Origin of the sequence: Oryzobacter terrae (genome assembly GCF_042756445.1) — a bacterium.
Taxonomy (GTDB): Bacteria; Actinomycetota; Actinomycetes; order Actinomycetales; family Dermatophilaceae; genus Oryzobacter; species Oryzobacter terrae.
Genome location: NZ_CP170578.1, coordinates 659478 through 678772, shown reverse-complemented (window position 1 = coordinate 678772; position 19295 = coordinate 659478). Strand labels below are relative to the sequence as shown.

The following is a 19295-nucleotide window of genomic DNA, read 5'->3' as shown; positions in this document are numbered from 1 at the left end:
GGCTCAGCCGAGGAGGAAGACGCCGGCGAGCGTCGCCGCCAGCGCCAGGACCACCGCTGCGCCGGCGCGAAGGGCCGTCCATCGGGAAGCTCCGGTGATCGTGGCCTTCTCGTTGCGCAGCGAGTTGGTGGCCTCCCACAGGGGGGTCGGGTCGAACGGTTCGAGGTCCATCGGCGGGAGGCCGGAGTGGTAGTGCGCCATGGTGGGTCCCTTCTTGGGGGCGAGATGTCCGAAGGCTATGCGGGTGACGGGGCGCGCATCGGGTGCTGGCCGTCAGGAGGGCCGAACGGTGGAGCGGTCGTGGCCGTGGGGCCGAGCGCTCCGCTGGACGGTCAGACGAGGTTGAGGGCGAGGGCCGCTGCGGCCTCGAGGGTGACGGCGACGCCGGCGGTGACGAGCATCGCCCGGCGACGGGCCTTGATCGGCTCGATGACGTCGACGTGAGCCTGGTGGGCGGCCGCCCACAACGGGGCGGGGTCGAACGGCGTGACCGAGATGAACGGGATGGCGGGCATCTGGCGAGGCATGGTCCTTTGGGTTTCCTTTACTCGGAGAAAACCCCTGCATGACCAACACTAGAGGTGGGCCGGACCCGTCGACGGCTCCCGAACCGCCCCGACACCAACTCCATCCGAACGGTTGACCCCGCCGTGGTGCGCAAGCGTTCTCGCACGCTCGGGCCCTCAGCCGTCGCGCGGTCCGGGCTCCAGCCAGGCGTGGACGAGGGGCACGACCGAGGCCCCCTCGCCGCTCGCGGCGGCGACCCGCTTCATCGAGCCGGCCCGCACGTCCCCGGCGGCGAAGACCCCGGGGACGGTCGTCTCGAGGTTGGCCGGGGGAAGGCCGCCGACCCACCGCTCCGCCGGCACGTCGCGGCCGGTGAGGACGAAGCCGCGCTCGTCGCGGGCCACCGACTCCGGGAGCCACTCGCACCGCGGTTCGGCGCCGAGGAGGAGGAGGAGCCCTCGCGCCGCGACCTGCTCGTCGGTGCCGGTACGGGTGTCGCGCAGCACCAGCCAGTCCAGCCGCGCGTCGCCGCCGGCCCCCACGACCTCGGTGCAGGGGCGCACCGTCACCCGCGGGTTGAAGGCGAGCTCGCCGAGGAGGTAGCTCGACATCGTCTCCTCGAGGCCCGGGCGGCGCACGACGATGGTGACGCTGCGGGCGTACCGCGACAGGTGCACGGCGGCCTGCCCCGCGGAGTTCCCCCCGCCGACGATGACGACGTCGGTGTCCTCCATCTCGCGGGCGGCGCTCATCGCGCTGCCGTAGTAGACGCCGAGGCCGACGAGCTCCTCGACACCGGGGACCCGCAGCCGCCGGTAGCTGACGCCGTGGGCCACGACCACCGCACGGGCCCGGACCTCGGCGCCCTCGTCGGTGCGCAGCACGTGCGGCTCGCCGTCGGTGCCCGGGACGAGGCCGTCGACCTCCCACCCGGTGAGGAAGGTCGTGCCGAAGCGGATCGCCTGGTTGCGCGCCCGCTGGGCCAGGCGCATGCCCGAGATGCCGCGCGGGAAGCCGAGGTAGTTGCGGATCATCGAGGACGTGCCGGCCTGGCCGCCGACCGCCTCGGCCTCGAGGACGACGGTCGACAGGCCCTCCGACGACGCGTAGACCGCGGTCGCGAGCCCGGCCGGTCCGGCGCCGACGATGGCGACGTCGACGACCGCCGAGAGGTCGACGTCGGCCGGGCGACCGAAGACCCGCAGCGCCACGTCGCGAACACGAGTGGGGGAGAACGACTCCCCGTCGACGCGCTGGACGACGGGGAACGACGGGTTCGGGTCGCCCTGGGCGAGGGCGGCGCGGCCCTCCTCGCTGTCGGGGTGGTAGACGTGGTGCGGCATGCCCATCCGGTCGAGGAAGTCGCACACGGCGGTCGTCAGGGCGTCGCGTGACGGGGCGATGACCCGCACCGTGTCGACCTCGGGCGCGGGAACCGTTGCGCCCCAGTCGGACAGCAGCTCCCCGATGGCGCCGTGGAACTCCTCGTCGCGGCGGCCGCGAGGCATGAGCAGGTACGCGTCGTACTTGCCCTTGGCGAGCCCGTGCCGGAGGGGAGGGGCGTCGGTCATGAACCGCGACCAGTGGGCCGCCACGATGCGCCGCGCCGTGGGAATGAGGGAGCGCCACCGGGCGAGGGCCTCGTAGACCTCGGCGTCGGGGAGGACCGACTCGCTGACGACGAGCGCGACGCGGGCCCCGCCCTCGAGGACCTCGGTGATGAGCTGCTCGGACTCCGCGGTCGAGCGGGCCGTGCGCACGTCGTAGTCGCGGGCGTAGCGGCCGAACTCGTCGGCCAGGACGTCGGCGTGCTCTGGTGCGACGAGGACGATGACGGGATCCACGTCGCGAGCATAGGTGCGGCCCTCCCCCGAGGGGGAGGGCCGCGGTCGGTCACTGGCCGATGGCGTCGTCGGCCTTGGCCTGTCCCGTGTCGATGTGCTCGGCGTACGTGCCGCCGGTGGCCGAGTCGACCGCGTCGCCGCCGCGCTCGATGGCCTGGTCGCTGAGGTTCTCGAGCTGCTCGGGGTTGTCGTTCGCCAGCTCCTGGAGCTTGGCCTTGGCGTCGTCGAGAAGACCCATGGTCCCTCCCTCGTCCGGGGTCCGGCTCCTCCGGTCCCACGGCCCCAGCACACTGCACGCACCGGGAGTTGGCAACCCCTCGGCCTCTGGAAGAATCGCGGCATGGCCATCCGTCCCGTCGTCATCACTGGGGAACCCGTCCTCCACCAGCGCGCCCAGCCCGTCGAGGTCATCGACGACGACGTGCGCACCCTCGTCGCCGACATGTTCGAGACCATGGACGCCGCGCGAGGGGTCGGCCTGGCCGCGCCGCAGGTGGGGGTGGGCCTGCGGGTGTTCACCTGGCAGCTCGCGAACGACGACGGCATCCCCGCGCGCGGGGTCGTCATCAACCCCTACCTCACCTCGAGCAAGCCGCTGGCCGGCGAGCCTGACCCCCACGACGAGGTCGAGGGGTGCCTGTCGGTGCCCGGGGAGTCCTTCCCGCTCCGCCGCGGCGAGGCGGCCACGCTCACCGGGCTCGACGTCGACGGCACCGAGATCCGGTACGAGGCGACGGGCTGGTTCGCCCGGATGCTCCAGCACGAGTACGACCACCTCAACGGGTTCCTCTACGTCGACCGCCTCGGCGGGAAGTGGGCCAGGAAGGCGAAGAAGGCGGTCAAGGCCAACGGCTGGGGCACGCCGGGCCACACGTGGATGCCGGGGGAGGACCGCGACCCGTTCGGCCACGACGACGACACCCCCGAGGACGAGCGCATCGACTGACGTGCGCCTCGTCATCGGTGTCGTCGGGGCGACCGCGACCGGCAAGTCCGACCTCGCCATCGCGCTCGCCGAGCGCCTGGGCGGCGAGGTCGTCGGCGCCGACGCCTCGCAGCTCTACCGGGGCATGGACATCGGGACCGCCAAGGTCCCCGTGGCCGAGCGCCGCGGCGTCGCGCACCACCAGCTCGACGTCCTCGACGTGACGCAGGAGGCGAGCGTCGCGGCCTACCAGCAGGACGCCCGCGCCGACATCGAGGCGGTCCTGGGCCGCGGTCGCGTGCCGGTCGTCGCGGGCGGGTCCGGCCTGTACGTCCGGGCCGCCCTCGACCGCCTCGAGATCCCCCCGACCGACCCGACGGTGCGCCGCGCCCTCGAGGACCGCCTCGCCGTCGAGGGGGTCGCGCCCCTGCTGGCCGAGCTGCGCGAGGTCGACCCGCGGGCCGCCGCGGCCATCGAGCCGAACAACGGCCGCAGGGTCGTGCGGGCGCTCGAGGTCCTCGCCCTCACCGGCCGTCCGTTCAGCGCGACCATGCCGACCCGCGAGTTCGTCGGGCCCACGGTGCTCGTCGGCCTCCGCGTCGACCGCGACACCCTCGACCGCCGCATCGAGTCGCGCACCCGGGCGATGTTCGCCGCCGGGCTCGTCGAGGAGACGAGGGGGCTGGTCGAGCTCGGGCTGCGCGAGGGCCGCACGTCCAGCCGCGCCGTCGGCTACGCCCAGGCCCTGGCCGTGCTCGACGGCACGATGACCCCCGAGGACGCGACGGCCGACACGGCGCTGCGGACCCGCCGGCTCGTCCGCCGGCAGGAGTCGTGGTTCGGCGCCGACCCCCGGGTCCACTGGGTCGACGCCCTCGACCGTGACCTCGTCGACCGGGCCGTCCGGCTCGTCGAGGAGACCGCGACGTCCGGGGGCCGCGGGGGATGGGACGATGGGTCGCATGGCTGACCGGCTCGCCTTCACCAAGGGGCACGGCACGGAGAACGACTTCGTCCTCGTGCCCGACCTCGACGGCGGGCTCGGCCTGTCGGCCGCCCGCGCCGCCGCCCTCGCCGACCGGCGGGCCGGCATCGGCGGGGACGGCGTCATCCGGGTCGTGCCCACCGAGGCCGCCGACGACGACGCCGTGCGGGCCCAGGCCCCGGACGCGCGCTGGTTCATGGACTACCGCAACGCCGACGGCAGCCTGTCGGAGATGTGCGGCAACGGGACCCGGGTCTTCGCGGCCTTCCTCCGCCGCGAAGGGCTCGAGACGACCGACACCTTCGCCATCGCCACGCGCGCCGGGGTCAAGCAGGTCCGGCTCGACGGCGACCACTTCGCGGTCGACCTCGGCCCGTGGCGGCTCGCCGACGCCGACACCGCCGCCCGGCAGGGCTTCGACTCGCTCGTCGTCCTCGACGACGCGGAGGGCGACGAGCCCTTCTCGGCGCTCTCGGTCGACCTCGGCAACCCGCACACCGTCGTCGCGCTCCCCGAGCAGGTCGACCTCGACGACCTCGACCTGACCCGCTCACCCGTCGTCAACCCGAGGCCGCCGCACGGCACCAACGTCGAGTTCGTCCGGCCCCTCGGTCCCGGCCACGTCGTCATGCGGGTCCACGAGCGCGGGGTGGGGGAGACCCGCTCCTGCGGCACGGGGGCGTGCGCCGCGGCGATCGCCACGAGCTTCTGGGCGGGGTCGCTCGACACCGGCTCGTCGTGGCTCGTCGACGTCCCGGGCGGCCGCCTCACCGTGCGCCTCCTGCCCGACCACGGGGTCGAGCTCTCCGGTCCGGCCGTCCTCGTCGGCGACGGCACCGTCCCGCTGTCGGTCCTGCCCGACTGACCTCGGCTCCCGACCGCCCACCGACCCGGGCGTCACGAAACCGCACCTCTCCCGGCGGGCGTCCTACGGTGCCTCGATGGGGACCACACGAACCGTCCGTACCGCTCGCACCACCCGCACCCGCGTCGCCGCGGGCATCGCGCTCGGCGTCGTCACGGCGCTCGGCGCCACGGCGCCGGCCTCCTCGGCCGCGACGGGGGCCCCGCCACCGGGCCGCCCCGGACCGCCGCCGGTGGGTCACGACCTGCCCAAGGTCGCCGTCATGACGGGCTCCGGCGGGGCCGTCGCGTCGGTCGACCCCGTCGCGAGCCAGGTGGGCATCGACGTGCTCGCGGCGGGCGGCAACGCCGCGGACGCCGCGATCGCGACGGCGGCGGCGCTGGGGGTCACCGAGCCGTACTCGACGGGCATCGGCGGCGGTGGCTTCTTCGTCCACTACGACGCGAGGCGCCGCACCGTCGAGACCATCGACGGTCGCGAGACGGCTCCCATGACGTACACCGAGCGCGCCTTCCTCGACGACCAGGGTCGTCCGCTGCCCTTCGACACCGTCGTGAGCTCCGGTCTGTCCGTGGGAGTCCCGGGCACCCCCGCCACGTGGGAGCGGGCCGCGCAGCGATGGGGGACCGAGCGCCTCGGCGAGCTCCTCAAGCCGGCGGAGCGGATCGCAGCACGCGGGTTCGTCGTCGACCAGACCTTCCACGACCAGACCGTCGCCAACGCGACACGCTTCTCGACCTTCCCCGAGACGACGCGGGTCTTCCTCCCGGGCGGACAGGCTCCCGAGGTCGGCTCGGTGTTCCGCAACCCCGACCTGGCGCGGGCGTACCGCGAGCTGCGCACGCGAGGCGTCGACAGCCTGTACTCGGGGCGGCTCGGCCGGGCCGTCGTCGACGAGGTGCGCGACCCCGGCACCAAGGCTGGGGCGAGCGTGCCGGAGGGCCGGATGACGACAGCAGACCTGAAGGCGTACCGCGCCCTCGACAAGGCGCCGGTCCGCTCCGAGTACCGCGGCAAGGACGTCTACGGGATGCCGGTCCCGAGCAGCGGGGGCATCGCCGTCGGGGAGATCCTCAACCTCGTCGAGGCGTACGACGAGCGCACGGGGACCCCGACCTCGGAGGTCGACGCCGTCCAGTACCTGCACCGCTTCTCCGAGGCGAGCGCCACCGCCTTCGCCGACCGCAACCGGTACGTCGGCGACGTCGCCGGGGTCCCAACGACCGAGCTGCTCTCGCAGGGCTTCGCCGACGAGCGCGCCTGCCCGTTCAGTCCCACCGCCGCCCAGCCGCGGCCCATCCCGTTCGGCACCCCCGACGGGTCGTACGGCGCGTGCGCCGAGGGCACCGCGTCCGGCACCCTCGCCCACGACGACGTCTCGACGACCCACCTGTCCGTCGTCGACCGCTGGGGCAACGCCGTCGCCTACACCTCGACGATCGAGGCCACCGGCGGCTCGGGGATCACCGTTCCGGGCTGGGGCTTCATCCTCAACAACGAGCTCACCGACTTCAGCTTCGCACCGGTGACGCCGGGCGTCCCCGACCCGAACCTGCCCGGACCGGGCAAGCGGCCGCGCTCGTCGATGTCGCCGACGATCGTCCTCGACGACGGCGCCCTCGAGCTCGTCGCCGGCAGCCCCGGGGGCGCGACGATCATCACGACGGTCGCCCAGATCCTCCTCGGCCACTACGAGCGCGGCCTGCCGATCGGCGACGCCCTCGCCGCGCCGCGCCTGTCGAGCCGCAACGGTGCGAGCGAGCAGGCCGAGCCCGCCATCGCCGGCGGACCGGTCGGCACGGGGCTGACGGCCCTGGGCCACCGGCTGACGCCGACCGCCGAGATCGGCGCGGCGACGGCCATCCGGGTGCTCGGTCCCGACCTCTACACCGCGGCCGCCGAGCCGACGACGCGGCGTGGCGGCGGGTCGGCCATGGTCGTCAGGCCGCAGCGCTGACCCGCAGCACGCGGAACCCCTTGCTCGACGTGTGGCGCTCGCACGCCATCGAGAGCTCGGTCGTGATCCAGCGCTGGAGGCTGTCGGAGCCGAGGTTGCGCTGCACGACGAGGTAGGCCTCACCACCCGGCGCGAGCCGGGGGAGCCAGGTCCGCAGGAGCTCGTGGAGCGCCGCCTTGCCGACCCGGATCGGCGGGTTCGACCACACGAGGTCGAAGCGGACGTCCTGCGGCACCTCCTGCGCGGTCACCGGTCGCACCCCGGGGAGGTCGAGCGCGAGGGCGTTGCGGCGGGCGAGGTCGAGGGCGCGCTCGTTGACGTCGACGGCCCACACGGTCGCGGCCGGGGACCGGAGGGCCAGGGCGATGGCGACCGGGCCCCAGCCGCAGCCGAGGTCGAGGAAGGTACCGGACGGAGGGGGAGCGGGGGCCTCGTCGAGGAGGACGGCGGTGCCCTTGTCGAGCCCGCCCGGGGAGAAGACACCCCCGGCGACCTCGACCTCGACGGCGCGCCCCGCGAGGCGGACCCGCAGGGGACGGCGCTCGTCGGCGCTCGCCGGGGAGGCGGTGAAGTAGTGGTCGTGGTCGCTCATCGCGCGGCCCACGCTAGCGGGGGCCGCGGAAGAACTCGGTCGCCCTCGGGCGTTGGACGGTGAGACCCTAGGGAGAACATGACTGCACGACACATCCTCTCCGGGCGGGCCGAGGCGCTCGCCGACACCACGATCTTCGACACCGCGTCCTCCGACGGCGCGTTCGACCTGGACGACGACGCGACCTACGACGGCGACCAGCTCGACCGCGAGGAGCGCGCTGCGCTCCGGCGCGTCTCCGGGCTGTCCACCGAGCTCGAGGACGTCACCGAGGTCGAGTACCGCCAGCTGCGCCTCGAACGCGTCGTCCTCGCCTCCGTCTGGTCCGAGGGCACCCTCGGCGACGCCGAGAACTCGATGCACGAGCTCGCCGCGCTCGCCGAGACGGCCGGTTCCGAGGTCCTCGCCGGCGTCATGCAGCGCCGGTCCACCCCCGACCCCGCCACGTACCTCGGCAAGGGCAAGGCCGCCGAGCTGCGCGACGTCGTCATCGAGGAGGGCGCCGACACCGTCATCTGCGACACCGAGCTCGCGCCCAGCCAGCGCCGCGCCCTCGAGGACGTCGTCAAGGTCAAGGTCATCGACCGCACCGCCCTCATCCTCGACATCTTCGCCCAGCACGCGAAGAGCCGGGAGGGCAAGGCGCAGGTCGAGCTCGCCCAGCTCCAGTACCTCCTCCCGCGGCTGCGCGGCTGGGGCGAGTCGATGTCGCGCCAGGCCGGTGGCCAGGCGGCCGGTGGCCAGGGCATGGGCTCGCGGGGACCCGGCGAGACGAAGATCGAGCTCGACCGTCGCCGGATCAACACCCGGATCGCCAAGCTGCGCCGCGAGATCAAGGAGATGAAGACGGTCCGCGACACCAAGCGCAGCAGCCGCAAGGCCAACGAAGTTCCGAGCGTCGCCATCGCCGGGTACACCAACGCGGGCAAGTCGAGCATCCTCAACCGGCTCACCGACGCCGGCGTCCTCGTCGAGAACCAGCTCTTCGCCACCCTCGACCCCACGGTGCGCCGGTCCGAGACCCCCGACGGCCGCCTGTACACGCTGACCGACACCGTCGGGTTCGTCCGCCACCTGCCGCACCAGCTCGTCGAGGCCTTCCGCTCCACGCTCGAGGAGGTCGCCGAGTCCGACCTGCTGCTCCACGTCGTCGACGGGTCGCACCCCGACCCCGAGGGTCAGATCTCCGCGGTTCGCGCCGTCCTCGCCGACGTCGACGCCACCGACGTCAAGGAGGTCATCGTCGTCAACAAGGCCGACGCGGGCGACCCCGAGGTCCTCGACCGGCTGCGCCGCCACGAGCGCCACTCCATCGTCGTCTCGGCCCGCACGGGCCTGGGCCTCGACGAGCTGCGGGCGCTCATCGCCGACGAGCTGCCCCAGCCCGACGTCGACGTCGACGTCCTCGTGCCCTACGAGCGCGGCGACCTCGTGAGCCGGATCCACGAGACGGGGGAGGTCCTCGCGAGCGAGCACCTCGCCGACGGCACCCGGCTCACGGCCCGGGTCACCCGTGACCTCGCCGCCGACCTCGTGGCCTTCGGCGCCTGAGGCCGTCGGCGCCTGACGCCGCGACGACGCGTGGCTACGCTGACGGGATGCTTCCCGACAGCGTGCAGCGCTTCATCGACGCCGAGGTCGCGGCCAGCACGACCGACTTCTCGGACCTGCGGGCCGTCGTCCTCAACGGGACGCTCAAGCGCAGCCCCGAGCCGAGCCACACCGACGGGCTGCTCGCGGTGACGCGACGCGTCCTCGACGGGGTCGGCGCGCGGGTCGACGTCGTGCGCACCGTCGACCACGTCATCCCCCCGGGCGTGCAGCCCGACATGCGCGAGCACGGGTGGGAGCGCGACGACTTCCCCGACCTGTACCGCGAGCTCGTCGAGCCCGCCGACATCCTCGTCCTCGCCACGCCCATCTGGCTCGGCGACCAGTCGTCGCAGACGCGGCTGGCGATCGAGCGGCTGTACGGCTGGTCGGGAGAGCTGAACGCCAAGGGCCAGTGGTCGTACTACGGCAAGGTCGGTGGGGTCGTCATCACCGGGAACGAGGACGGGGGGAAGCACTGCGCGGCCCAGATGCTCTACGCCCTGTCGCACATCGGGTTCACGATCCCTCCGCAGGCCGACACGTACTGGAACGGTGAGGCCGGGCCGGGCCCGTCGTACCTCGACGACGACCGCGGCGCCCACAACCACTGGACGACGCGCAACACGGTCTTCGCGGCATGGAACATGCTGCACACCGCCCGCCGCCTCAAGGACGGGGGCGGGCTGCCGGCGCACGGCAACGTCACGACCAACTGGGACCTCAGCAGGTCGGACGACCCGAACCCCGAGTACCGCTGACCCACCGCCCGGGGCACGCCCGTCCCGGCCTGTGGTCGGCCTGAGGGGCGTCGCGTCCGGTGGGCGGACAGCCCTGCACCGCGGGGCATCCCGAAGGGCCCGCCGGGAGTACCGTCACAGCGTGCCGGGGCCGCGTGAGATCACCACGACCCGCCTGACCCTGCGGCCTCCCGCCGCGGGCGACCGGGCGCTGTGGGTCCGGCTGCACCGCGACCCGACCCTCTACCAGCACGCGCCGTGGGCCATGCCCGAGGACGACGAGGCGGCCGCGGCGGAGTTCGACGACTGCGTCTCGCGGTGGGGCGACGCCGGGTTCGACTACGGGATCGTCGAGGAGACCAACACCCGCACGGGCATCGGGGTCGGGGGCCTGCGCCGTCGCGACCTCGAGGGGGAGGACGTCCTCAACCTCTACTTCCGCCTCGCCGGCGACGTCCACGGCCGCGGGATGGGCCGCGAGGCGGCCCGGGGGTGGGTGGCGAACGCGTTCGAGTGGCTCCCCGACCTCCCCGTCATCGCCCGGGCGCGCGGCATCAACGAGTACTCGGTGCGGGCCGCGGTCTCGGCGGGGCTCGAGCCGTCGGGGTCGCTCGTCGAGGGGCCGGCGGAGCACGGCGAGTCCACCCTCCTGCGCGCGCCCCGGGCCGAGGCCCACGACTGGTTCGACGAGGACACCCGCGAGTCGCTCCTCGACCTGTGGGTGGCCACCAACGACACCGGCGGCGCCGTCGGGTTCCTCCCGGGCGCGCCGCGGTCCGACGTCGCCCAGGCGCTGTCGGCGCACGAGGAGGCGATGGCCGACGGGACGACGACCGCCGTCCTCCTCCGCTGGCCCGACGGCCGGGTCGTCGGCGCCGGGTTCTGGGCGGCCGACCGCAACCAGCTGCTCGGGCACACCCGCACCGCCTACCGGATCATGACCGCGCCGGACCTGCGCGGGCGCAACCTCGGGCGGCTCCTCATGTCGGCGATGCACCGGGTGGCGCGGGACCAGGGCGTCGAGGTCGCGGTGCTCGACGTTCGCAGCGGCCTGGGGACGACGCGGTTCTACGAGACCTGCGGCTACGTGGAGGTCGGCAGGGTGCCGGGGGTCATCCGGGTGGCGCCGGGCGACGACCGCGACAGCGTCATCCTCGCGCGGCGGCTCGACGGCCGCCCCATGGTCGCCGACGACCGCGCCTGACCTCCCCCCGGCGGGGGCGTCGGGGGAGGCGTCGGCGGCGCGACCTCAGCTGAGGCCGACGATGCGGCCGTTCTCGTCGACGTCGATGTGCTCGCTCGCCGGGACCTTCGGCAGCCCGGGCATCGTCATGATCTCGCCGGTCACCATGACGACGAACCCGGCGCCCGCGGCGAGGCGGACCTCGCGGACGTGCACCGTGTGGTCGATGGGGGCCCCGCGCAGGGCGGGGTCGGTCGAGAAGGAGCTCTGCGTCTTGGCCATGCAGACCGGCAGGTGGCCGAAGCCCTCGGCCTCGATCGCCGCGAGCCGCTTGGCCGCCTTGGCGTCGAAGGTGACGCCGGCCGCGCCGTACACGCGGGTCGCGACGGCCTCGGCCTTCTCGGCGAGGGAGAGCTCGTCGGGGTAGACGAGCTGCATCTCGCCGGGGTGGTTCTCGATGGCGTCGAGGACGCCGCGCGCCAGGTCCTGCGCCCCGACCCCGCCGTCGGAGTAGTGCGTCGCCTCGTGGGCGGCGAAGCCCTCGGCCTCGACGAGCCGCAGCAGGGCCGCGACCTCGGCGTCGGTGTCGGTGGGGAAGCGGTTGAGGGCGACGACCGCCGGCAGGCCGTAGACATCGCGGACGTTGCGCAGGTGCCGCCGGAGGTTGGCCATGCCCTCGGTGAGCGCCTCGACCGACTCCTGCTTGAGGTCGGCGACGGCCATGCCGCCGTGGTACTTCAGCGCCCGGACCGTCGCGACGACGACGACCGCCGACGGCCGCAGCCCCGACTGGCGGCACTTGATGTCGATGAACTTCTCGGCTCCGAGGTCGGCTCCGAAGCCCGCCTCGGTGACGACGTAGTCGGCGAGCTTGAGGGCGGTGCGCGTCGCCATCACCGAGTTGCAGCCGTGCGCGATGTTGGCGAACGGGCCGCCGTGGATCATCGCCGGGGTGTGCTCGAGGGTCTGGACCAGGTTGGGCGCCAGCGCGTCACGGAGGATGACGGTCATCGCACCGTTCGCCTTGAGGTCGCGGGCGGTCACCGGCCTCTTGTCCCGGGTGTAGCCGACGACGACGTCGCCGAGGCGCTCGCGCAGGTCGGAGATCGACGTCGCGAGGCACAGGATGGCCATGACCTCGGAGGCGACGACGATGTCGAAGCCGTCCTCGCGCGGGACCCCGTTGGCCACGCCCCCGAGCCCGACGACGATGTCGCGCAGCGCCCGGTCGTTGAGGTCGACGACGCGCTTCCACGTCACGGTCCGCGGGTCGATGCCGAGGGCGTTGCCGTGGTGGACGTGGTTGTCGAGGAGCGCGGAGAGCAGGTTGTTCGCGGCCGCGATGGCCGCGAAGTCGCCGGTGAAGTTGAGGTTGATGTCCGTCATCGGGACCACCTGGGCGTAGCCGCCGCCGGCCGCGCCGCCCTTCATCCCGAACACCGGCCCCATCGACGGTTCGCGCAGGGCCACCATCGCCTTCTCGCCGAGGGAGGTGAGGGCGTCGGCGAGACCCACCGACGTCGTCGTCTTGCCCTCGCCCGCGGGCGTCGGCGAGATGGCCGTGACGAGGACGAGGCGCCCGTCGGGACGGTCGGCGAGGCTGTTGACGTACGCGAGGGAGATCTTGGCCTTGGTGTGGCCGTAGGGGACGAGCGCCGCGGGGTCGATGCCCAGGGTGTCGCGGGCGAGGTCGACGACGGGGGTCAGCTCGGCGGCCTCGGCGATATCGATGTCGGCCGGGACGGGCTGGGTGTTCGTGGTGGTGGTCACCGGCACATCGTGGCATCGCCGTCGACCCGCGACAAGGGACCTCGGCGCACACCCCGCAACGCCGAGCGCGATGCGCAACACCGGAGCGGGTGCGACCGGGCGACGGGCCGGGCTGGGGACGGCGACCGGGACGGCGCCGCGCCACCGCCTAGGCTGCTCGGGTGCCGACCCTCGACGAGCTCCTCCACGCCGCGGTGGGCGGTGTCGGCGGCACCGAGCGACCCGGCCAGGTCGAGATGGCGCACGCCGTCGCCGAGGCCGTCGAGAAGGGCGAGCACCTCCTCGTCCAGGCCGGTACGGGCACGGGCAAGTCACTCGCCTACCTCGTCCCGGCCGTCGCCCACGCGATGGAGACCGGCACCCCCACGGTCGTCGCGACGGCGACCCTGGCGCTCCAGGCCCAGGTCGTCGACCGCGACATGCCCCGCCTCGCCGAGTCGCTCGAGCCGCTCCTGGGCCGCCGCCCCACCTACGCGCTCGTCAAGGGCCGGCGCAACTACCTGTGCGCCCACAAGCTCGAGGGCGGCTTCCCCGACGACGACGCCGACACCCTCCTCGGGGTCGGCGACGTCGACCAGCAGGCCTCCCGGCTCGGCCAGGAGGTCGTGCGGCTGCGCACGTGGGCCGAGGTCACCGAGTCGGGCGACCGCGACGAGCTCGTCCCCGGGGTCTCCGAGCGGGCCTGGCGCCAGGTGTCGGTCTCGGCCGAGGAGTGCCTCGGCAGCCGCTGCCCGATGGTCGCCGAGTGCTTCGTCGAGCGCTCCCGCGAGGCCGCGAAGAGCGTCGACGTCATCGTCACCAACCACTCGTTCATGGCGATCGACGCCTTCGAGGGCCGCCAGATGCTCCCCGAGCACGACGTCCTCGTCATCGACGAGGGGCACGAGCTCGTCGACCGGGTCACCTCGACGATCACCGACGAGGTCACCCCCGGGATGGTCCGCGCCGCGGCGAGGAGGGCGGGGCGGCAGGCCGACGCGTCCTCGACGATGGAGGAGGCCGCCGACCTCCTCGAGTCGGTCCTCGAGCCGGCCCCCGAGGGCCGGATCCTCAGCATCCCCGACTCCCTCGCGATGGCGCTCGGCCGGGTCCGCGACACCGCCCGCGCGGTCCAGAGCGAGCTGAAGCCCGCACCCGGCGAGGAGCCCGACGGCGGGAGGCAGGTGGCCCGGGCCGCCGTCGACGAGGTGCACGAGAACGCCTCGCGCATCCTCGAGGAGCGTGAGCTCGACGTCGTCTGGCTCGACCGCGACCCGCGGCGCGGACCGCTGCTGCGCGTCGCGCCGATGAGCGTGGCGATGCTCGTGCGCGACAAGGTGTTCGAGGACCGCACGGTCGTCCTCACCTCGGCCACCCTCGAGCTCGGCGGCTCGTTCGATGCCGTCGCGGGCACCATCGGGCTGCGGGGGAGCGAGTCCCCACCGTGGCGCGGCCTCGACGTCGGCAGCCCCTTCGACTACCCCCGCCAGGGCATCGCCTACGTGGCGCAGCACCTGCCGGCCCCGGGTCGCGACGGCCTCGCCACCGAGACGCTCGACGAGATCGAGGCGCTCGTCCGGGCCGCCGGTGGCCGCACCCTCGGGCTGTTCTCGTCGATGCGCGCGGCGAAGGAGGCCACCGAGGCGATGCGCGAGCGGCTCACGGACCTCGAGGGCGACGTCGCCGTCCTCTGCCAGGGCGAGGACCAGATCAGCACCCTCGTGCGGCAGTTCGCGCGCGACCCGCGGACCTGCCTGTTCGGCACGCTCTCGCTCTGGCAGGGCGTCGACGTCCCCGGCAGCTCGTGCCAGCTCGTCATCATCGACCGCATCCCGTTCCCGCGCCCCGACGACCCCCTGGCCTCGGCGCGCTCGCAGGCCATCGCCCGGATGGGGGGCAACGGCTTCATGGCGGTCTCGGCCACGCACGCCGCGCTGCGGATCGCCCAGGGCGCGGGGCGGCTCATCCGCCGGGCCGACGACCGCGGCGTCGTCGCCTTCCTCGACAACCGGATGATGACGGCGCGCTACGCCGGCTTCCTCCAGCGCTCGCTGCCGCCGTTCTGGCCGACGGCCGACCGGGCGATGGTCCTCGCGGCCCTGAAGCGGCTCGACGAGACCGCGCCGCCGCCCCTCCCCGTGGCCGAGCCGGCCCTGCGCGGCCTCACCGGGGCCGTGGCGGCGCCCGTGGGCGACACGGTCCGGGGGGTCGACGCGGTCACGCCGCCGCCCGCCGAGAAGCCCGTCGCGCCGGCGCCGCCCCCGCCCGACGGTGCCCGCACCGCCGTCACCCAGGGCGAGTCGTGGACCGGCCAGGACGACGAGGAGCTGCGCGACGGCATCGAGCTCGGCCTGACCGTCGACGAGCTCGCCGAGTCGATGGAGCGCGCCCCCGAGGCCGTCGCGGCGCGGCTCGCGGGCCTGGGCCTGGAGCCCGGGCAGGGCCCCACGCTCACCTTCGACTGACCGGTCGCCGGCGGGGGACGACCACCCGTCGGCTCAGGTGGCGCCGTCGGCAGCGGCGAGCCGACGCACCCACGCCTCGACCTGGCGAGGGGAGGTGAACCGGACCACGGCCGGCCCGGCCGGGTCGGCACACCAGGCGGCGATGGTGGCGCGCTTGCTCGCGAACGAGCGGACGTGCCAGGCGAGGATGGAGTCCCCCGAGAACGTCTGGCGCCACGACTCGGTGTTGCCCCCGCAGATTGGGTCGCGGGTGACGAGCCGGGCGGCCGTGCGACGCACCAGACGGGCGAGGCTGACCGACCGGCGGTAGTCGAGGGCGACGACGAGGTCGGTCCGTGGCAGGACGACGGCACGGGTGGCGCTCCACAGCGAGTCCATGACCCAGGCCTCGCCCGACGCGGCCGGGGTGATCGCCTCGACCTGCTCCGGTGCGGTGAGCTGGACCCAGCCCGGGCGCCACATGAGGTCGTCGACGGAGACGTGCGTGCTGCGGGCGAGCCGGGCCAGCCGCTGCGCGAGCACGGACTTCCCCGACCCGGTGACGCCGTACACGACGACCCGGGGGTGCTGGGCGAGACGAGGCGGCGGGTCGACGAGCACCCGCAGATGCTAGGCGGCGACGGCAGGTGTCCGCCCACCGTGGCACCATGACGCCCATGGCCGACGGGGTGGAGGTGCAGCACCGGGTCCCGCCGTACGTCCTCGTGTCGGGGCCCGAGTCGCTGCTCGCCGAGCGGGCCGTCGACCACACCGTCGACGAGCTGCGGGTGACCCACCCCGACCTCGAGGTCATCCGGCTCCACGCGGCCGCCTACCAGGCGGGCGAGCTCGTCCTCCACGCGAGCCCGTCACTCTTCGGCGGCGCGAAGTGCATCGTCGTCCACGACCTCGACGAGGCCCCCGACGACCTCCAGACCGACCTGCTCTCGCTCCTGGGCGCCGATCCCGAGCCCGACCACCACCTCGTCGTCGTCCACAAGAGCGGGTCCCGCGGCAAGAAGGTCCTCGACACCCTGCGCGGGGCGGGGGCCCGCGTCGTCGACGCCCCCGCGGTCAAGACCGACCGCGACAAGACCGAGTTCGCCGCCCACGAGTTCCGCCGCGCCCGTCGCAAGGCCACGGGGGAGGCGGTGCACGCCCTCGTCGAGGCGGTCGGCAAGGACCTGCGCGAGCTCGCCGCGGCCTGCCAGCAGCTCGTCGACGACACGACCGGCGTCATCGACGAGCGGGTCGTCCTCACCTACCACGGCGGCAAGGTCGAGGCCACGGGCTTCCGGGTCGCCGACGCGACGATGGCCGGTGACGCGGGGGAGGCGCTGCGCCTCCTGCGCCACGCCATCGCCGTCGGCGTCGACCCCGTCCCGATCGTCGCCGTCCTCGCCCAGCAGGTCCGCCAGCTGGTCAAGGTCGGCGCCGCCGGCCGGGGCCGCTCGGCCGACGTGGCCCGCGAGGTCGGGCTCGCGCCGTGGCAGGTCGACAAGGCGCGCCGCGTCCTCGGCGGATGGAGTGCCGACGCCCTCGCCGTGTGCGTCCAGGCCGTCGCCACCGCCGACTTCGACGTCAAGGGCGGGGGGCGGGACCCCGTGTACGCCGTCGAGCGCTGCGTGCTGACGATGTGCGGCCGGCACGCCCGCAACCTCGCCTGACCTCCCGCGATCGGGCCTCCCGGCGTTTTGGCCGGGCCCGGGGGCCGCTGGTAGCCTTGACCCTTGCGTGCGCCGCTCGAGGTCGTGCGCGCACGACAGCTTCACCCAGCGCAGGTCAACCACGGGTGCCCCACGCCCGGTCCCGACCCGCGTCTGCCGCCCTCTAACGGCACATCGACCCCATCGAAAGAGACGACGAACCAGTGGCGAACATCAAGTCCCAGCTCAAGCGGATCAAGACGAACCGCGTGGCGACCGAGCGCAACAAGGCGGTGCGCTCGGAGTTCAAGACGGCCATCCGCAAGTTCCGCGAGGCCGTGGACTCCGGCAAGGCCGACGACGCCAGGGAGGCCCTCAAGGCCGCCTCGGTCAAGCTCGACAAGGCCGTGAGCAAGGGCGTCATCCACAAGAACCAGGCCGCGAACAAGAAGTCCGCGATGGCCAAGAAGGCCAACGGTCTCTGACCGACCGCCTTCCCCCCCGACGGGCCCGTCACCTCCGTGGTGACGGGCCCGTCGGCGTCCGGGCGGGGCGACGTCAGGACCGACGGCGGCTGAGCGCCTGCGCCACCACGGCGAACCGGTCGGCGGACAGGACGGCGCCCTCGCGGCGCACCGCGTCGGGGTCGACCCGCACGACGCGGTCGACCCGGGCCTCGCTCGGCCGACCTTGCCGGTCCCACCCGCCGCTGCCGACGTCGACCCACAGCCGGCCCTCGCGAGCCTCCTGCGCGGCGTCGCGGTCGTGGTCCCTGCTCGTCAGCGGGAGGGCCAGCAGCCACGGGCCGTCGCGACCCACGAGCAGGACCGGCCGGTCCTTGCCGCGGGTGTGGTCCTCCTCGTACGGGACCCAGGTCCAGACCACCTCACCGGGGTCCGGGGCGCCGTCGGGGTGGGGGTCGTACACCGGGTCCAGCGCCCCGGTGTGGTCACCGGGGTAGCCCGTCGCGCCCCCGGGCGGGGCGTCGGCGCGCCGCGGGACGCTCCCGGCCGACCCTCGTCCTCCGGGTCGCGCCGGCGACGGCCGGGGGGTCCGGCCACGGTCGCGCAGCCAGCCCTGGAGGACGTCGCCCGCCGCGCGCAGGATCCGTCGGGTCACGGGGGAGGAGGCCATGGCCCCGGAGCCTACGTGGGACCCGTTTGGCGCAGGTAAGGCTTACCTCATAACGTGGGCCCCGTCAGGTCCCCTCCCGAGGAGTCGTCCCCATGTCCTTCCGCCGCGCGCTCGCCGTGGGTGCCGCCGCCCTGCTCGCCCTCACGACCGCCGCGTGCGGTGCCGACGTGGGCGAGGAGCCGCTGTCCGACGACGCGCTCGTCATCTACTCGGGGCGCAACGAGAACCTCGTCAAGGGCATCCTCGAGCAGCTCGAGGAGCGCACCGGCATCGACGTCCAGGTCCGCTACGGCACCTCCGCCGAGCTCGCCGCCCAGCTCCTCGAGGAGGGCGACGGGACCAAGGCCGACCTCTTCTTCAGCCAGGACGCCGGCGCGCTCGGCGCCGTCGCGAAGGCCGGGCGCCTCGAGACCCTGCCCCCGGCCACGCTCGACGCCGTCCAGGAGGGCTTCGCCGACGAGGGCGGCCACTGGGTGGCCACCTCGGCGCGGGCCCGCGTCATCGCCTACCACCCGGCCCAGGCGCCGGAGGTCACGGAGATGACGAGCGTCGACGCCGTCCTCGACCCGCGGTACAAGGGCAAGGTCGGCTACGCGCCGACGAACGCCAGCTTCCAGTCGTTCGTCACGGCCCTGCGGGTCGCCAAGGGCGAGGACGGGGCGAAGGCCTGGCTCGAGGAGTTCAAGGCCAACGAGCCCAAGGCCTACGACAACAACATCCTCGTGCTCGACGCCGTCGACTCCGGGCAGGTCGCCCTCGGGCTGGTCAACCACTACTACTGGTACGAGCGGGTCGCCGAGAAGGGCGCCGCCGGCGTCACGGCCAGGATCCACTTCCTCAACTCCGACGACCCCGGCGCGCTCGTCAACGTCGCCGGCGCGGGCGTCCTCGCGGGGAGCCCCCAGAAGGACGCCGCGCTCAAGGCCGTCGACTTCCTCCTCTCCGAGGAGGGGCAGCGCTACTTCGCCGACGAGACCGCCGAGTACCCGGTCGTCGCCGGGATCGAGGCGACCAAGCACGACCTCGTGCCCCTCGAGGAGCTGCGCGGCGCGAGCATCGACCTCAACGAGCTCGACTCGCTCGACGCGACCCTGGCCCTGCTCGACGAGGTGGGGCTGACCTGAGCACGCTGAC

19 protein-coding genes are annotated in these 19295 nt (G+C 74.0%); 11 read left to right on the top strand and 8 right to left on the bottom strand.

All coding sequences use genetic code 11. The features are described 5' to 3' along the window. Positions 1-3: 3 nt before the first annotated feature. The 4 genes from ACFWN3_RS03225 to ACFWN3_RS03210 form a co-directional block, all read right to left on the bottom strand. The gene (locus ACFWN3_RS03225) at positions 4-201 is read right to left on the bottom strand and encodes a hypothetical protein (protein ID WP_377643378.1); all 198 of its coding nucleotides are present in this window, start codon (positions 199-201) and stop codon (positions 4-6) included. A 131-nt stretch (positions 202-332) separates the two neighbouring features. Further along, a complete protein-coding gene (locus ACFWN3_RS03220) occupies positions 333-515 on the bottom strand; it encodes a hypothetical protein (protein ID WP_377643376.1) in 183 nt (60 codons plus the stop codon). Positions 516-683: 168 nt separating this feature from the next. Then, entirely contained in the window at positions 684-2351 is a 1668-nt protein-coding gene (locus ACFWN3_RS03215) for an FAD-dependent oxidoreductase (protein WP_377643373.1), read from the bottom strand. A gap of 49 nt (positions 2352-2400) precedes the next feature. Next, complete coding sequence (locus ACFWN3_RS03210; RefSeq protein WP_377643371.1) at positions 2401-2589, bottom strand: antitoxin; 189 nt, start codon at positions 2587-2589, stop codon at positions 2401-2403. Positions 2590-2691: 102 nt separating this feature from the next. On the opposite strand from ACFWN3_RS03210, the gene def reads away from it, so the two are divergent. The 4 genes from def to ggt all read left to right on the top strand — a co-directional run bounded on the left by def (position 2692) and on the right by ggt (position 7083). After that, the gene (gene def, locus ACFWN3_RS03205; RefSeq protein WP_377643369.1) at positions 2692-3297 is read left to right on the top strand and encodes a peptide deformylase; all 606 of its coding nucleotides are present in this window, start codon (positions 2692-2694) and stop codon (positions 3295-3297) included. 1 nt (position 3298) lies between these two features. After that, on the top strand, positions 3299-4246 hold the full coding sequence (gene miaA / locus ACFWN3_RS03200) for a tRNA (adenosine(37)-N6)-dimethylallyltransferase MiaA (protein WP_377643367.1): 948 nt from the start codon (positions 3299-3301) through the stop codon (positions 4244-4246). Then, positions 4239-5126, top strand: a complete 888-nt coding sequence (dapF, locus tag ACFWN3_RS03195; protein WP_377643365.1) for a diaminopimelate epimerase — start codon at positions 4239-4241, stop codon at positions 5124-5126. Before miaA ends, dapF begins: the two co-directional genes overlap by 8 nt. Before the next feature lie 76 nt (positions 5127-5202). Then, positions 5203-7083 carry a gamma-glutamyltransferase gene (ggt, locus tag ACFWN3_RS03190; RefSeq protein WP_377643364.1) on the top strand — a complete coding sequence of 627 codons (1881 nt, stop codon included), beginning with the start codon at positions 5203-5205 and terminating at the stop codon, positions 7081-7083. Here ggt and ACFWN3_RS03185 read toward each other — a convergent pair. Further along, a complete protein-coding gene (locus ACFWN3_RS03185; RefSeq protein WP_377643363.1) occupies positions 7067-7675 on the bottom strand; it encodes a class I SAM-dependent methyltransferase in 609 nt (202 codons plus the stop codon). The two genes, ggt and ACFWN3_RS03185, sit on opposite strands and share 17 nt — an antisense overlap. A 78-nt stretch (positions 7676-7753) precedes the next feature. Here ACFWN3_RS03185 and hflX point away from each other — a divergent pair, with 78 nt between their 5' ends. The 3 genes from hflX (at position 7754) to ACFWN3_RS03170 (ending at position 11209) form a co-directional block, all read left to right on the top strand. Continuing rightward, positions 7754-9226 (top strand): GTPase HflX, encoded by a 1473-nt coding sequence (gene hflX / locus ACFWN3_RS03180; RefSeq protein WP_377643361.1) that lies wholly within the window; start codon positions 7754-7756, stop codon positions 9224-9226. A gap of 47 nt (positions 9227-9273) precedes the next feature. After that, complete coding sequence (locus ACFWN3_RS03175; RefSeq protein WP_377643360.1) at positions 9274-10026, top strand: flavodoxin family protein; 753 nt, start codon at positions 9274-9276, stop codon at positions 10024-10026. Between the two features lie 121 nt (positions 10027-10147). After that, entirely contained in the window at positions 10148-11209 is a 1062-nt protein-coding gene (locus tag ACFWN3_RS03170) for a GNAT family N-acetyltransferase (RefSeq protein ID WP_377643358.1), read from the top strand. Positions 11210-11254: 45 nt separating this feature from the next. On the opposite strand, the gene ACFWN3_RS03165 is transcribed toward ACFWN3_RS03170, so the two are convergent. Beyond that, positions 11255-12958, bottom strand: a complete 1704-nt coding sequence (locus tag ACFWN3_RS03165; protein ID WP_377643356.1) for a formate--tetrahydrofolate ligase — start codon at positions 12956-12958, stop codon at positions 11255-11257. A 161-nt stretch (positions 12959-13119) separates the two neighbouring features. Here ACFWN3_RS03165 and ACFWN3_RS03160 point away from each other — a divergent pair, with 161 nt between their 5' ends. Continuing rightward, complete coding sequence (locus ACFWN3_RS03160; protein WP_377643354.1) at positions 13120-15402, top strand: ATP-dependent DNA helicase; 2283 nt, start codon at positions 13120-13122, stop codon at positions 15400-15402. Positions 15403-15435: 33 nt separating this feature from the next. Here ACFWN3_RS03160 and ACFWN3_RS03155 read toward each other — a convergent pair whose 3' ends face one another. Then, complete coding sequence (locus tag ACFWN3_RS03155) at positions 15436-16002, bottom strand: adenylate kinase (RefSeq protein ID WP_377643352.1); 567 nt, start codon at positions 16000-16002, stop codon at positions 15436-15438. Positions 16003-16049: 47 nt separating this feature from the next. Here ACFWN3_RS03155 and holA point away from each other — a divergent pair, with 47 nt between their 5' ends. Together holA and rpsT are read left to right on the top strand one after the other, a co-directional pair. Beyond that, entirely contained in the window at positions 16050-17048 is a 999-nt protein-coding gene (holA, locus tag ACFWN3_RS03150; protein WP_377643350.1) for a DNA polymerase III subunit delta, read from the top strand. A 203-nt stretch (positions 17049-17251) separates the two neighbouring features. Then, a complete protein-coding gene (rpsT, locus tag ACFWN3_RS03145) occupies positions 17252-17512 on the top strand; it encodes a 30S ribosomal protein S20 (RefSeq protein WP_377643348.1) in 261 nt (86 codons plus the stop codon). 73 nt (positions 17513-17585) lie between these two features. Here rpsT and ACFWN3_RS03140 read toward each other — a convergent pair whose 3' ends face one another. After that, the gene (locus tag ACFWN3_RS03140; protein ID WP_377643346.1) at positions 17586-18161 is read right to left on the bottom strand and encodes a type II toxin-antitoxin system PemK/MazF family toxin; all 576 of its coding nucleotides are present in this window, start codon (positions 18159-18161) and stop codon (positions 17586-17588) included. 92 nt (positions 18162-18253) lie between these two features. On the opposite strand from ACFWN3_RS03140, the gene ACFWN3_RS03135 reads away from it, so the two are divergent. Further along, on the top strand, positions 18254-19285 hold the full coding sequence (locus ACFWN3_RS03135) for an extracellular solute-binding protein (protein ID WP_377643344.1): 1032 nt from the start codon (positions 18254-18256) through the stop codon (positions 19283-19285). Positions 19286-19295 lie beyond the last annotated feature (10 nt).

Bases quoted from the DNA above. Each gene is read 5' to 3' on its own strand.
- ACFWN3_RS03135 (WP_377643344.1), top strand. From the start codon at position 18,254: ATGTCCTTCCGCCGCGCGCTCGCCGTGGGTGCCGCCGCCCTGCTCGCC.
- ACFWN3_RS03175 (WP_377643360.1), top strand. From the start codon at position 9,274: ATGCTTCCCGACAGCGTGCAGCGCTTCATCGACGCCGAGGTCGCGGCC.
- hflX (WP_377643361.1), top strand. From the start codon at position 7,754: ATGACTGCACGACACATCCTCTCCGGGCGGGCCGAGGCGCTCGCCGAC.
- dapF (WP_377643365.1), top strand. From the start codon at position 4,239: ATGGCTGACCGGCTCGCCTTCACCAAGGGGCACGGCACGGAGAACGAC.
- ggt (WP_377643364.1), top strand. From the start codon at position 5,203: ATGGGGACCACACGAACCGTCCGTACCGCTCGCACCACCCGCACCCGC.
- holA (WP_377643350.1), top strand. From the start codon at position 16,050: ATGACGCCCATGGCCGACGGGGTGGAGGTGCAGCACCGGGTCCCGCCG.
- ACFWN3_RS03185 (WP_377643363.1), bottom strand. From the start codon at position 7,675: ATGAGCGACCACGACCACTACTTCACCGCCTCCCCGGCGAGCGCCGAC.
- def (WP_377643369.1), top strand. From the start codon at position 2,692: ATGGCCATCCGTCCCGTCGTCATCACTGGGGAACCCGTCCTCCACCAG.
- ACFWN3_RS03220 (WP_377643376.1), bottom strand. From the start codon at position 515: ATGCCCGCCATCCCGTTCATCTCGGTCACGCCGTTCGACCCCGCCCCG.
- ACFWN3_RS03140 (WP_377643346.1), bottom strand. From the start codon at position 18,161: ATGGCCTCCTCCCCCGTGACCCGACGGATCCTGCGCGCGGCGGGCGAC.
- ACFWN3_RS03210 (WP_377643371.1), bottom strand. From the start codon at position 2,589: ATGGGTCTTCTCGACGACGCCAAGGCCAAGCTCCAGGAGCTGGCGAAC.
- ACFWN3_RS03225 (WP_377643378.1), bottom strand. From the start codon at position 201: ATGGCGCACTACCACTCCGGCCTCCCGCCGATGGACCTCGAACCGTTC.